Source organism: Duganella sp. GW821-FHT07F09 (assembly GCF_059418705.1).
Map to the genome: position 1 here is coordinate 63184 of NZ_JBWKQJ010000008.1, position 13752 is coordinate 76935.

Here is a 13752-nt window from a genome sequence, read left to right on the forward strand (position 1 = left end):
TTCATACTTCCTGCAGCTTCTTCATCCGGTACGACAACTGCGGGCGGGTGAGGCCCAGCATCCGCGCGGCGGCCGACAGATTGCCGTCGGCGCGCTTGACCGCCGCCAGTATCAGCGTGCTTTCCAGCGCGTCCAGCGACCACGCCTGCGACTTGCCGTCGGCCGCCTCGCCCAGCATCGACGGCAGCACATCCAACAGCTCCGAGCTGACCGTCGCCGCGGGTGCCGCCGCCGCGCCCTGGCTGGTCAACCTGCCCGTCTGCGCCAGCGAAAAGTAGGAAGCCTGCGATTCCTCGCCGCTGGTGAACAGATGCGGCAAATCGATCGGGCCATCCTCGTTGGCGTAGATCACCCCGCGCTCCACCAAATTCTGCAGCTCCCGTATATTCCCCGGGAAGTGATAGTTAAGCAGCGCGTCGACCGCGCGCGCCGTGAACCCCGTCAACCGGCGCTGGTGCTTCTGCCCATAATGCCGCATGAAGTAGCCCATTAAAAGCGGAATGTCGTCGCGGCGGTCGCGCAGCGGCGGCAGATGGATCGGGAACACATTCAGGCGGAAGAACAAATCCTCGCGGAAGCGCCCCTGCCTGATCTCCTCGCGCAGATCGACATTGGTGGCCGCCACCACCCGCACGTCGACCTTCACGCTGCGCACGCCACCGACCCGCTCGACCTCTCCCTCCTGCAAAGCGCGCAGCAACTTGCCCTGCGCGACCAGGCTCAACGTCGCGATCTCGTCGAGGAACAGCGTGCCGCCGCTGGCGCGCTCGAAGCGCCCGGGCCGCGACTGCGTCGCCCCTGTGAAGGCGCCCCGCTCGACGCCGAACAATTCCGATTCGATCAGCGTCTCCGGTATCGCCGCGCAGTTGACGGCGACGAAGGGCTGTTCCTTGCGCTTGCCGATCTGGTGCAGCATGTATGCGAACAGCTCCTTGCCGACGCCCGATTCGCCGGTGAACAGCACCGTGGCCGCCGTCGGCGCCACCCGCTTGAGCATATGGCAGGCCGCGTTGAAGGCCGACGACACGCCCACCATCTCCTTGTCCGCGTAGGGCCGCTCGTCGTCGCCCGCCAGTATCGCGGCCTTCTGGTGCGCGTGCGGTTCGCTATAGGCCGTGGTGCTGACGAAGGCCTCGGCGTTCAGGAAACGCAGGTCCTCCTCGACGTTGTCCCACTCGTCGGCCGGCTTGCCGATCAGGCGGCAGTGCTTGTGCCCCATCGACATGCATTCGATCTCGCGATAAATCGTCAAACGCCCGATCATCGCGCTGGTGTAGCCGATCGCATAGCCGGTCTGCATCCAGCACGCCGGCTCGGTGCCGATGCCGAAATCGGCGGTGTGCACCTCGTCCTCGCCGGAGTGGTGCCACAGGAATTCACCGCGATAGGTCCCCAGTTCCACGTCGAATTCGAAGTGCAGCGCCTCGACCTTGACCGCGCCTTCGAGCGAGTGCATACGCGGACCTGCCGAAAACAGCGCAGCCGGATCGGCATCCGGCCAGCGTTCGCGCAGCAGCTGGGCGTCGCGCGCGCCGGCCGAATAGCCGACCCGCGTCAGCAGCCCGCGCGTGCGCTCGGGGCCTATGCTTTCCAGCAGTTCGCGCCGCAGCGAGCCGAGTGACGTCATGTGCACCAGCTGCATGCGCTGGCCATTCAACCATATGCGGCCATCGCCCGGCGAAAAATGCAGGCTCTGGGTGATGTCGTCCAGGGTCGGTGCCGCGCCCTCGTTCAAATGGGCGCTGTCGCCCCGGTTCAGCATCTTGCCGGTGGCCTGGGATACCTCCGCCAGCGAAACGCGTTCACGCTTGCTCATGTCTCCGCTTTCGTCATTTTTTATCAAATCATACATCGGTAGTTCTCCTGGTTGATCATTTGATCAAGCGGCCCGGCCGCCAGATTGATGCTGCGACGCGCAACCGCGCGTCGTGAATTCGTCGTCCAGCCCGGCGAATCGGTCATGGTGCGCCGCACTAAACCGAAACCACACATCGCTGGCACGCAACTTGTAATAGCTAAGGAAAGAGCGGCAAGCGAACCTTATGCAACTAGCGTGCTAAGGGACGAGAGTGCCCCACCCAATCAACCAAGGAGACAGACATGAGCGACATCCACGGCGCCGGCGGCGCCTTCCTCAGCCCCGCCATCTGGCGCGACCGCATCTTCAACGGCGAATGGATCGCCTCCCAGGGCGGCACCCACGTATTCACGGAACCGGCCACCGGCGAGCAGCTGGGCCGCGTCGGCCTGGCCAACGCCGCCGACATCCTGGTCGCCGGCGTCCAGGCGCGCGCAGCGCAAAAAGCCTGGGCCAAATCGGACTACAAGGAGCGCGCCGCCATCTTCCGCCGCGCCGCCGCGCTGATCGCGCAGCACCACGACGAGCTGTCGACCTGGATCGTGCGCGAGACGGGCGCCATCCGTCCCAAGGCGGATCTCGAACTGCGCGAAGGCATCGCCCACCTGCAGGAAGCGGCGGCCATGCTGACGCAGCCCAAGGGCCAGTTGCTGGCCTCGGCCACCGGCACCATGAGCATCGCGCGCCGCGTGCCGCACGGCGTGGTCGGCGTGATCTCGCCGTTCAACTTCCCGCTGATCCTGTCGATCCGCTCGATCGCGCCGGCGCTCGCCACCGGCAATGCCGTGGTCCACAAGCCGGACCTGCAAACCCCGATCAGCGGCGGCGTGCTGATCGCCCGCATCTTCGAGGCGGCCGGCCTGCCCAAAGGCCTGTTGCACGTGCTGCCGGGCGGCGCCGATGCCGGCCAGGCCATGTGCGGCCACCCGGACATCGGCATGATCGCTTTCACCGGATCGACGGCGGCGGGCCACAGCGTCGGCGAACTGGCCGGCCGCCACCTGAAGAAGATGTCGCTGGAACTGGGCGGCAAAAACTCGCTGATCATCCTCGACGACGCCGATCCGGACGTCGCCGCCTCCAACGTCGCCTGGGCCACCTTCCTGCACCAGGGACAAATCTGCATGTGCGCCGGCCGCATCCTGCTCCAGCGCGGCATCGCCGACGCGGTGATCGAACGCCTGACCCACAAGGCGCGCCATCTGCCGGTCGGCGATCCTATGGGCGGCGACGTCGCGCTCGGACCGTTGATCAGCGCGCGCCAGGTCCAGCGCCTGCACGCCATCGTCGAGGACAGCGTCGCCGGCGGCGCGACGCTGCTGGCCGGCGGCACCTTCGACCGCCAGTTCTACAAACCGACGGTGCTGACAGGCGCGCGTGCCGGCATGCGCTGCTTCGAGGAGGAGCTGTTCGGCCCCGTGGCGTCGATCACGGTGTTCGACACCGACGAGGAAGCCGTCGCGCTGGCCTCGGCGACCACCGGCTGCCTGGCGCTGGGCGTGATCACGCCCGATCTCACCCGCGCGATGCGCATCGCCGACAGCGTGCCGTCCGGCCATGTGCACATCAACGACCAGACCGTGGTGGCCGAGGCGCACGCGCCGTTCGGCGGCGGCGGCACCTCGGGCAACGGCGGCCGCCACGGCGGCACCGTCGACTGGGACGAATTCACGCAACTGCAATGGCTCACGATCAAAACAGAAGCACCGCGCTACCCTTTCTGACACCACGCATAACCGCATAACACCAATAACCACAAGGAGACAACATGAAGTTACGTAACAAGACGATCGTCGTCACCGGCGCCGCGTCGGGCATCGGCGCCGAAGTGGCGCGGCTGGCGCGCTTCGAGGGCGCCAGCGTCATCGGCATGGACCGCAACGATCCAGGCCTCACGCTGGACGGCTTCGTGTCCGTGGACTTGGCCAGCACCGGCAGCATCGACGACGCCATCGCCAAACTGCCGCAGCGCGTGGACGCGTTGTGCAATATCGCCGGCGTGCCGGGCACCGCCAATCCGGCGCTGCTGGCCAAGGTCAATTACCTCGGCCTGCGCTACCTGACCTCGGGCGTGCTGCCGCGCATGCCGGCCGGCGCCTCCATCGTCAATGTCGCCTCCATCCTCGGCGCCGAATGGCCGACGCGCCTCGACCTGCACAAAGAACTGGCGGCCACGGAAGGCTTCGCGGCCGGCCAGGCCTGGCTGGACAAGCATCCGGTGCCGGACGAGACCTGCTACCAGTATTTCAAGGAAGCGCTGATCGTCTGGACCTACGCCCAATCGCAGAAGTGGTTCCTGGAGCATTCGGTACGTATGAACAGCGTGGCGCCGGGACCGGTGTTCACGCCCATCCTGGGCGACTTCGTCTCCATGCTGGGCGAGGAGCGCGTGCAGCGCGACGCGCACCGCATGAAGCGCCCGGCCTACGCCGACGAAATAGCCTCCGTCGTCAGCTTCCTGTGCAGCGACGAATCGCGCTGGATCAGCGGCGTCAACATCCCCGTCGATGGAGGGCTGGCCTCGACCTTTATCTGACATCCAAGACCACTGCACCTAGAACCACACATATAACTAAAACCTGGAGACAGCAATGCATACCAAGAAAAGCCTGAGCCGGAGCATACTGGCCATGGCGGTGACGGCAGCCCTTCCCGCCGCCCACGCCTACGATTTCGAAACGTCCAATCCGGAACTGAAGATCAGCTGGAACAACACTTTCAAGTACAGCGGCGCCTATCGCCTGCAGGACGCCGATTCGCGCCTGCTGGCCGGCGGCTATCCGTCGGCCGGTCCGGGCGATTTCACCGGCTATAACCTCGACGACGGCAACCAGAACTTCCGCAACAAGGGCATCGTCTCGAGCCGGATCGACTGGCTGTCCGAATTCGACCTCGGCACCCGCACGCTGGGCATGCGCATCAGCGCCGCCGGCTGGTACGACGACGCCTATATGGGCACCAACGACAACGGCTCGTCCGCCAGCAACGCCGTCACCCTGAACGGCCAAAGCGCCAACCGCTTCGCAAAAGGCACCAAGGTGCTCCACGGCCGCAATGCCGAACTGCTGGACGCCTTCGTCTTCGCCAAGGGCACCCTGGGCGAGCTACCCGGCACCATCCGCGTCGGCCGCCACACGCTGCAATATGGCGAGAGCCTGTTCTTCGGCGCCAACGGCATCGCCAACGCGCAGGGACCGGTCGACCTGGTCAAGCTGCTCAGCGTACCGGGCGCGCAGTTCAAGGAGATCCTGCGTCCCGTCAACCAGGTCTCCGGCCAGTTGCAGGTGGCGCCGACCGTCTCCATCGGCGGCTACTACCAGTTCGAATGGAGGCCGACCTTGATCCCGGGCGCCGGCAGCTACCTCAGTTCCTACGACGCCGCCGGCGCCGGCGCCACCGCCTTCCTGGTCGCGCCGACCAACAGCGGCGCGCCGGCCTTCATCACCCAGCCGGACATGAAGGCCAAGAACTCCGGCCAGGGCGGCGTGCAGCTCAAGTGGGCGCCGTCGGACTCGGACGTCGAATACGGCTTCTACGCGGCCCGCTACCACGACAAGTCGCCCTACTTCTACCTGGGCTTCGCGCCATCCTTCCCGCCGGGCGCGCCGTCCACCGTACAAGCCGTCTACGCCGAAAACATCCGCACCTTCGGCGTCAGCGCCAGCACCGTGATGCTGGGCGTGAACGTCGCCGCGGAGGCCTCGATCCGCCGCAACACGCCGCTGGTCAGCGACCCGACGCCCAATTTCCTGTCGAGGAACGGCATCGGCACTATCGCCAACAACAGCGGCAATCCGGGTTACGCCGTCGGCAACACGGCGCACATCAACCTGTCGGCGATCTATGTCATGCCGACCAACCCATTCTTCCAGGGCGCCTCGCTGCTCGGCGAAATCGCATGGAACCGCGCCACCAGCGTCGATTTCCAGGGTTCGCTCGATCCGAACACCACGCGCGACGCCACCGCCGCCCGCGTCATCTTCGAACCGGCCTATTACCAGGTCATCGATGGACTGGACCTGACGATCCCGATCGGCATCGGCTATAACATCGACGGCCGTTCGCGCGCCATCTTCAACTTCAACGGCGGCTCCGAACACGGCGGCGACTTCAATATCGGCATCAACGCCACCTACCACCAGGACTGGAAGTTCGGCATCAGCTACGTCAAATTCCTCGGCGGGACCGGCACCTTCCTGAAGAACAACCCGGCAACCAACATGCCCATCCTGAGCTACGCCCAGTCATTGAAGGACCGCGACTACATCTCCTTCAACATCAAACGCTCTTTCTAAGGACATAACTAAAATGAAGACATCCCTGAAACTGGCCGCCGCATCGCTGTCCATCACCCTGGCCGCCGCGCTGCCGATGCACGCCGGCGCCGCCGTCACCGCCGACGAAGCGGCCAAACTGCAAACCACGCTGACGCCGCTGGGCGCCGAGAAAGCCGGCAACAAGGACGGCTCGATTCCCGCTTGGGAAGGCGCCTACGCCAAGGTGCCGGCGGGCTTCAAGCCGGGCGACTTCCGCGCCGATCCGTTCGCCGCCGAAAAGCCGGTACTGGCCATCACCGGCAAGAACGTCGACCAGTACGCGGCCAAGCTGTCCGCCGCCACGGTGGCGATGCTGAAAAAGTACCCGAACTACCGGCTCGACATCTACCCTACCCATCGCACCGGCGGCGCCCCTGCCTGGGTCTATGAAAACACATTCAAAAACGCCACCCGCGCCAAGTCGGTCGACGGCGGCTACGGCGCCGAAGGAGCCTACGGCGGCATCCCGTTCCCGATCCCCAAAACCGGCTACGAGGCGATCATGAACCACCGTCTGGCATGGACCGGCGAGGCGGCGATCATGCCGCTGCGGACCGTCATCGTCACCCCCGACGGCAAGCGCGCCACCGCCACCGAAGCCGAACAGACCTTCATGCGCCCTTACTACTTCAAGGACGGCAGCCTGGATAAATTCGACGGCATCTACCAGTTCGGCCGCCTGATCACGCGCGCGCCCGCCTCCAAGGCAGGCGAAGGCATCCTGGTCCACGACGGCATCAACGAGGCCAAGCCGCGCGCCATCTGGCAGTACCTGGTGGGCCAGCGCCGCGTGCGCCGCGCGCCGTCGGTGTCGTACGACACGCCCGATTCGGTCACCTCCGGCATCGGCTTGTTCGACGAAGCGTTCATGCTGTTCGGGCCTATCGACCACCACGAGCTGAAACTGGTCGGCAAAAAAGAGATGTACATCCCGTACAACAACAACCGCGCGGGCAGCGCCAAGATCGCGGACCTGGTAGGCCCGCAGTTCCTCAATCCGGACCTGGTGCGCTGGGAACTGCACCGCGTGTGGGAAGTCGAAGCGACGCTCATCCCCGGCAAACGCCACGTGGTGACCAAACGCCGCTACTACCTCGACGAGGATACCTGGCAGATCATCCTGGTGGACGGCTACGACGCCCAAGGCCAGATCTGGCGCGGCAACTACACCTTGACCCTGATGGCGCCGGACATCCCGGCGGTGCTGGGCAATGTCATGTGGGGCACGTACAACGTGCAGACCGGCGCCTATCTGCTGAACGAGGCATCCAATGAAATGCCGACCCAGTACAAAGTCATTCCGCGCCTGCCGGCCAGCTACTTTGGCCCCGAAGAGTTGGCAAATCAAGGTTCGCGCTAAGCCTTAGACCACTGAAAGGTAAATGATGGTCAGATCGAATCCACTCTTCACACGCTTCCGCGCGGCGCCGCTGGCCGCGGCCATGACCTTGGCGCTGGTCGCCGGCGCCGTCCATGCAAACACCGGCGACAAGGTGGCGGTGCCGGCGGCCCTGGCCCAGCCGGCGCTGGTCACGCCCAAGGCGCTGCACGCGGCGATGCTGGCGGTCGGCGGCGCCGGCACGCGGCTGGTGGCGGCCGGCGAACGGGGCATCATCCTGTACTCCGACGACGCCGGCAAATCCTGGCGCCAGGCGGCGGTGCCGGTCAGCGTCAGCCTCACGGCGCTGCAGTTCGTCGACAGCAAGAACGGGTGGGCTGTCGGCCATCAGGGCGTGGTGCTGCGCACCACGGACGGTGGCGCCACGTGGCAAAAGCGGCTCGACGGCATCCAGGCCGCCGCGCTGGTGCTGAGCGACGCCAGCGCCTCCTTCGGCCCGGAGCGCGACAAGGCGGTGGCGGACGCCCAGCGCCTTGTCGACGACGGTCCGGACAAGCCTTTCCTCGATCTGTACTTCGATAGCCCCACCAGCGGCTATGTGCTGGGCGCCTACAACATGATGTTCCGCACCGTCGATGGCGGCGCCACCTGGCAGCCCTGGCAAAGCCGCGTCGCCAATCCCAAGGGACTGCACCTGTACGGCATGCGCGGCACCGCCAACGCCATCTACCTGGCCGGTGAACAGGGCCTGCTGCTGCGCTCCACCGACAAGGGCGATAGTTTCAGCGCCCTGCCGACGCCGTACAAGGGCAGCTATTTCGGGCTGCTCTCCGCGCGCGGCGGCGTGCTGCTGGCGTACGGCTTGCGCGGCAACGCGTTCCGCTCCACCGACCAGGGCATGACATGGAGCCAGGTCACGACCGGGGTCCAGGCGTCGCTGGCCGCCGGCACGGTGATGAGCGACGGCGCCGTGGTGCTGGTCAGCCAGGGCGGCGACGTGCTGGTGAGCCGCGACGACGGCCGCACCTTTGCCGCGCAGGCGGGTACCGCGCTGCCGCTGGCGGCGGTCACGCAGGCCGGCGACGGCGCGCTGGTGGTGGCCGGATTACGCGGCGTGCGCCGAATCGCGGAAACACGTAGGGCGGATTAGCGCAGCGTAATCGGCCATCGATGAACAGCCGTCGGCGCATGCATGGCCGATTACGGCGTTCCGCCTAATCCGCCCTACGTGGATCAGAGCCCCTCTCTTATACGAACATGGTTGGAGCATCATGAACACAGATAACGACTTGGAACAACAGCCTGTCATACGGCGACTCGAGGACTTCGACACCGCCTCCGGCAATCTCGGCGAACGCGCGCTATTCAATTACCGCCCGCTGGTGATTTTCCTCTGCCTGCTGGCGACGATCGTGCTGGGCTTCCAGGCCACGCGCATCAAGCTCAATGCCAGCTTCGAGAAGATGATCCCCAGCGCCCACCCCTACGTGGTGAACTACCTGGCCAATAAGAGCGATCTCAATGGCCTGGGCAACTCGGTGCGCATCGCGGTGGAGGCAAAGAACGGCACCATCTACGACCGCGCCTACCTCGACACCCTGCAGCGCCTCAACGACGAGTTGTTCCTGTTGCCGGGCGTCGACCGGCCTTTCATGAAGTCGCTGTGGACCCCAAGCACGCGCTGGGCCGCCGTGACCGAGGATGGCCTCGATGGCGGCACCGTCATCCCGGACGGCTACGACGGCTCCACCGCAAGCCTCGAGCAGCTGCGCGCCAATATCGCCCGTTCCGGCGAAATCGGCCAACTGGTGGCCTCCAACTTCAAATCCAGCATCGTCTTCGTGCCGCTGATGGACAAGGTGCCGCAAACCGGCGAGGCGCTGGACTACCGCGTGCTGTCCGAAAGCCTGGAGAAGATCCGTGTCAAGTACGAGAAGGAAGGCGTCAACATCCACATCACCGGCTTCGCCAAGATCGTCGGCGACCTGATCGAGGGCCTGCAGCAGGTGCTGCTGTTCTTCGTGCTGGCGATCGCCATCTGCGGCGGCGTGCTTTACTGGTACACGCGCTGCTGGCGCAGCACCACGCTGGTGGTGGTATGTTCGCTGGTGGCGGTGCTGTGGCAATGCGGCCTGCTCGCCACCCTGCACTACGAGCTCGATCCCTACTCCATCCTGGTGCCGTTCCTGGTGTTCGCCATCGGCATGAGCCACGGCGCCCAGAAAATGAACGGCATCATGCAGGACGTCGGACGCGGCACGCACCGCGTGGTCGCCGCCCGCTACACTTTCCGCCGCCTGTTCGCCGCCGGCCTGACCGCGCTGCTATGCGACGCGGTCGGCTTCCTGGTCTTGGTCAGCATCCAGATCAAGGTGATCCAGGATCTCGCCGTCATCGCCAGCATCGGCGTGGCGGTGCTGATCTTAACCAATCTGGTATTGCTGCCGGTGCTGCTGTCGTACACCGGCGTCAGCGCCAAGGCGGCGCAACGCACCCTCCAGGCCGACAGTGGCGGCGACAAGAAACAACCATGGCTGTGGACCTTCCTCGACCGCTTTACCCAGCGCCGCTGGGCGGCGGTCACCGTGGCCGCCAGCGTGCTGCTGGGCGGCCTGGGTTTCGCCTACAGCCTCAATCTCAAGGTCGGCGATCTCGATCCGGGCGCGCCGGAGCTGCGCGCGGACTCGCGCTACAACCGCGACAACGGCTACCTGGTGTCCAACTACGCCGCCAGCTCGGACATCTTCGTCGTCATGATCAAGACGCCGCCGGACCAGTGCACCCAATACGGCACCTTGTCCAAGGTGGACGAACTGGCGTGGCAATTGGAACAGCTGCCCGGCGTCGACTCGACCAACTCGATGGCGGCGCTGAGCAAACTGGCCACCACCGGCTACAACGAAGGCAACTTCAAATGGTTTGACCTGATCCCCAACGCCGGCGCGCTGGGCGCCGTGCAAACCCGCGCGCCGCGCGAGTTGTTCAACCAAAGCTGCTCGCTGCTGTCGCTGTACGTCTACCTGAAGGACCACAAGGCCGAAACGCTCACCCGCGTGGTGGACGCGGTCGAAGCCTTCGCCGCCGCCAACAACACGCCGGACGTGCAGTTCCAGCTGGCGGCCGGCAGCGCCGGTATCGAGGCGGCCACCAACATCGTCGTCAAGAAGGCCATGCGCGACATGCTGTTCTGGGTTTATGGCGCCGTGATCCTGCTGTGCTACGCCACCTTCCGCTCATGGCGCGCGGTGCTGGTGGCGGTGCTGCCGCTGGTGCTCACGTCGATCCTGTGCGAAGTGCTGATGGTGGTGCTGGGCATGGGCGTCAAAGTGGCTACTTTGCCGGTGATCGCGCTGGGCGTCGGCATCGGTGTCGACTATGCGCTGTATGTGCTCAGCGTGATGTTGAGCCGCATGCGCGCCGGCGACAGCCTGTCGGCGGCCTATCTGCACGCGCTGCAGTTCACCGGCCGCGTCGTCATCCTGACCGGCGTGACCCTGGCGGTGGCGGTGGCGACCTGGCTGTTCTCGTCGATCAAATTCCAGGCCGATATGGGTATCCTGCTGGCCTTCATGTTCTTGTGGAATATGGTCGGCGCCCTGGTGCTGGTGCCCGCGCTGGCGCACTTCCTGATGCCGGGGAAGACGGCACGCCAGCCGTCGCCACCGGGCGTCAAGGCCGATCCGGCCACGCCGGCCCCCGAATCGCTGCGACACACCGAAACGGGCGCCGTGGTCGGCCGCGAGGACCTGCACGACACCCACGCCTGGCTTGGCCTGCCGTACGCGCAACCGCCGATTGGACCGCTGCGCTGGAAGGCGCCCCGCCCCGCGCTGCCGTGGGAAGGCGTGCGCCAGGCGACCGCCTGCGGACAGCCGGCGATGCAGCCGGGCGGCGTCACGCTGGAGCTGCCGCCCGACCAATGGGGCCAGCCTGCCGGCGCCGAGGACTGCCTGTCGCTCAACATCTTCGCGCCGCGAACCGCCGCGGGGGCGGTCGGGCAGCGCGCCAAGGCCTTGCCGGTGATGTTCTGGATACACGGGGGCGCCAACTCCTCCGGCACCGCCGCCACCTACACCACGCTGCGCAATCTGGCGGGACACGACCAGGTGATCGTGGTGTCGGCCAACTACCGCCTCGGCATCTTCGGCTGGTTCAGTCTCGAAGAGCTGGCGCGGGAGGACGACACGCCGGCCGACCGCTCCGGCAATTTCGGCACGCTGGACCTGATCGCGGCCCTGGAATGGGTGCAGCGGAATATCGCCTCGTTCGGCGGAGATCCGCGCAACGTCACCATCTTCGGCGAATCGGCCGGCGGGTGGAATGTCTACACGCTGCTCGCCAGTCCGCTGGCGGCGGGCCTGTTCCACAAGGCGATCGCGCAATCGCCGATAACGGCCAGCCATACGCTTGCGCAGGCGCGCAACTACACCGACGACGCGCAACCGGGCCACGCTGTCAGCTCGCGCGAGCTGCTGTGCGAATGGCTGCAACGGGACGGCCGGGCCGCCGACCGGGCGGCGGCCAAGGCGCTGATCGCGTCGATGACGGCGGACGACATCGAGGCATTCGCGCGCGGCCTGCCGCCGCAAGCCATGCTGGCGCCGATCAAACAGGGTGCGCTCAACTTCTACGACTCGCCCACGGTTATACAGGACGGCTACGTGCTGCCGGCCGGGCCGCTGGCCGAGGTGTTCTCGGACCGCAGCCGCTATCACGCGGTGCCATTCATCGTCGGCACCAACCGCGACGAGTACAAGACCTTCATGTCCAATAATCCGGACTACGTGCGCATGCTGTTCGGGAAGCTGCCGGTGATGCGCGACCGCGCCCGCTACCAGCGGCACGCGGCCTACATGTCCGACCTGTGGCAGACCAACTGCGCACTCGCCCCGGCCGGCGCGATGATCGCCTCCGGCCATAAGGATGTCTGGGTCTATCGCTTCGATTGGGACGAACAGCCGGCGATTCCGCTGATCCAGCCGCAGATTTTGCTGGGGGCGGCGCACGTGCTGGAAGTGGCGTTCGTGTTCCGCGATCTGGATGGCGAGTTCGATCCGTTCCGCTCCTTCACTCCGGCCAATCTGCCGGGACGCAAGGAGGTCTCGGATGCGATGGCCGGTTACTGGACGCACTTCGCCCGTCATGGAGAGCCAGGGGGCGCCGCGCTGCCGGAATGGCGCCGCTGGAGCGCCGACACCGCGCAACCGCGCCTGATGGTGTTCGACACCAGCAAGGACGGCGGCACGCGCATGGTGGCGCATGACGGCAGCCTGGCCGCGCTGAAAACCTCGCTGGCGCAGGACGCGTCGATGCAAAACGATCCGCGCGAGCGCAGCGAACTGTATGGGCGCATGTTCCTGTGGTCGATTTTTGGCGGGCGGGAGGCGGCGCCGGTACTGGCGGCGTTCGCGCGCAAGCATGGTTACACGGGCCAGCCCGAGATGCTGAAACCTACGTATTGGCCGTAGCATGCGCCGCCGTGACGCATGCATGGCCGATTACGCTTCGCTAATCCGCCCTGCGTGGATCCGTTGTGCGCATGTGACAACGATTCCTGCGGATTGCGCCCAATGCTGCGATGCAATATTATTTTTGTAGTTATGTCATGTCCCGATTGAATAAGGACGCTTCCTTATGCTACTCTTTCAGCACACATACCGGCACAGCCCCGTAAAACCGGGCATTGGTGGTGATATGCCGCAGACGCGAGGTTATCTTGTGCAGCGCGGCAAGCAGGCTGAAAAACCAGTGTTTCTTTGAAGCGAGGGTACATATGGCTGAGTCAAGTTCATTCGCACGCGATGGTCACTACATAGTCTGTACGCCGGTAAAGTCGGAGGATGGCAAGTACCGGCCGCGTTTCCGTATTTATCGCGGCACCACGTCGGCCTGCGAGATGGTCCATGAGCAGACCTACCCGTTGGAGGAATTCGGTTCGCCTCCCGACGCCAATCGCTACGCGGCCCAATTGGCCACGTACTGGCTCGATCAATGGCCGATCAAGGGATCCTACATTCGCGCCACAGACGGACGCACGTTTTCGTATCTGGGAACATACAGCGTTGGCCATGGCGCCGACTGGAACGCGCGCGTCTATTGCGACGGCGATTTGAAGGGAACGCCGAGCGGCGTCTTCATCTACAACTTTTTCCGCCACGAGAACATCACGCACGCGGCGGAAAATATGATCGTCGAATCGATCAACCACGGTATCGGCATCAGGGACTGACGCCGATACC

The 13752-nt window shown here is 65.4% G+C and carries 8 protein-coding genes and 1 pseudogene; 8 read left to right on the forward strand and 1 reads right to left on the reverse strand.

Features of this window, described 5'->3' with window-relative positions; all coding sequences use genetic code 11:
- Position 1: 1 nt before the first annotated feature.
- Complete coding sequence (locus AC07P1_RS21175) at positions 2 to 1816, reverse strand: sigma 54-interacting transcriptional regulator (RefSeq protein WP_494697681.1); 1815 nt, start codon at positions 1814 to 1816, stop codon at positions 2 to 4.
- 284 nt (positions 1817 to 2100) lie between these two features.
- On the opposite strand from AC07P1_RS21175, the gene AC07P1_RS21180 reads away from it, so the two are divergent.
- From AC07P1_RS21180 to AC07P1_RS21215, 8 genes and pseudogenes are all read left to right on the forward strand, one after another.
- Positions 2101 to 3582, forward strand: a complete 1482-nt coding sequence (locus tag AC07P1_RS21180; RefSeq protein ID WP_494697682.1) for a benzaldehyde dehydrogenase — start codon at positions 2101 to 2103, stop codon at positions 3580 to 3582.
- Between the two features lie 44 nt (positions 3583 to 3626).
- The gene (locus tag AC07P1_RS21185) at positions 3627 to 4394 is read left to right on the forward strand and encodes a coniferyl-alcohol dehydrogenase (RefSeq protein WP_494697683.1); all 768 of its coding nucleotides are present in this window, start codon (positions 3627 to 3629) and stop codon (positions 4392 to 4394) included.
- A gap of 55 nt (positions 4395 to 4449) precedes the next feature.
- The gene (locus AC07P1_RS21190; RefSeq protein WP_494697684.1) at positions 4450 to 6153 is read left to right on the forward strand and encodes a DUF1302 domain-containing protein; all 1704 of its coding nucleotides are present in this window, start codon (positions 4450 to 4452) and stop codon (positions 6151 to 6153) included.
- Between the two features lie 13 nt (positions 6154 to 6166).
- Positions 6167 to 7534, forward strand: coding sequence for a DUF1329 domain-containing protein (locus tag AC07P1_RS21195; protein WP_494697685.1), 1368 nt, complete (start codon positions 6167 to 6169; stop codon positions 7532 to 7534).
- Between the two features lie 22 nt (positions 7535 to 7556).
- Entirely contained in the window at positions 7557 to 8663 is a 1107-nt protein-coding gene (locus tag AC07P1_RS21200; protein ID WP_494697686.1) for a WD40/YVTN/BNR-like repeat-containing protein, read from the forward strand.
- 121 nt (positions 8664 to 8784) lie between these two features.
- Positions 8785 to 12282: pseudogene (locus AC07P1_RS21205) on the forward strand (carboxylesterase family protein); the annotation flags it as partial.
- Positions 12283 to 12366: 84 nt separating this feature from the next.
- Positions 12367 to 12981 carry a carboxylesterase family protein gene (locus tag AC07P1_RS21210; protein WP_494697931.1) on the forward strand — a complete coding sequence of 205 codons (615 nt, stop codon included), beginning with the start codon at positions 12367 to 12369 and terminating at the stop codon, positions 12979 to 12981.
- Between the two features lie 305 nt (positions 12982 to 13286).
- Positions 13287 to 13742, forward strand: a complete 456-nt coding sequence (locus AC07P1_RS21215) for a hypothetical protein (RefSeq protein ID WP_494697687.1) — start codon at positions 13287 to 13289, stop codon at positions 13740 to 13742.
- Positions 13743 to 13752 lie beyond the last annotated feature (10 nt).

Excerpts from the sequence above, each read along its gene's own strand:
- AC07P1_RS21175 (WP_494697681.1), bottom strand. The coding sequence starts at position 1,816 with ATGAGCAAGCGTGAACGCGTTTCGCTGGCGGAGGTATCCCAGGCCACC.
- AC07P1_RS21180 (WP_494697682.1), top strand. The coding sequence starts at position 2,101 with ATGAGCGACATCCACGGCGCCGGCGGCGCCTTCCTCAGCCCCGCCATC.
- AC07P1_RS21185 (WP_494697683.1), top strand. The coding sequence starts at position 3,627 with ATGAAGTTACGTAACAAGACGATCGTCGTCACCGGCGCCGCGTCGGGC.
- AC07P1_RS21190 (WP_494697684.1), top strand. The coding sequence starts at position 4,450 with ATGCATACCAAGAAAAGCCTGAGCCGGAGCATACTGGCCATGGCGGTG.
- AC07P1_RS21195 (WP_494697685.1), top strand. The coding sequence starts at position 6,167 with ATGAAGACATCCCTGAAACTGGCCGCCGCATCGCTGTCCATCACCCTG.
- AC07P1_RS21200 (WP_494697686.1), top strand. The coding sequence starts at position 7,557 with ATGATGGTCAGATCGAATCCACTCTTCACACGCTTCCGCGCGGCGCCG.
- AC07P1_RS21210 (WP_494697931.1), top strand. The coding sequence starts at position 12,367 with ATGTCCGACCTGTGGCAGACCAACTGCGCACTCGCCCCGGCCGGCGCG.
- AC07P1_RS21215 (WP_494697687.1), top strand. The coding sequence starts at position 13,287 with ATGGCTGAGTCAAGTTCATTCGCACGCGATGGTCACTACATAGTCTGT.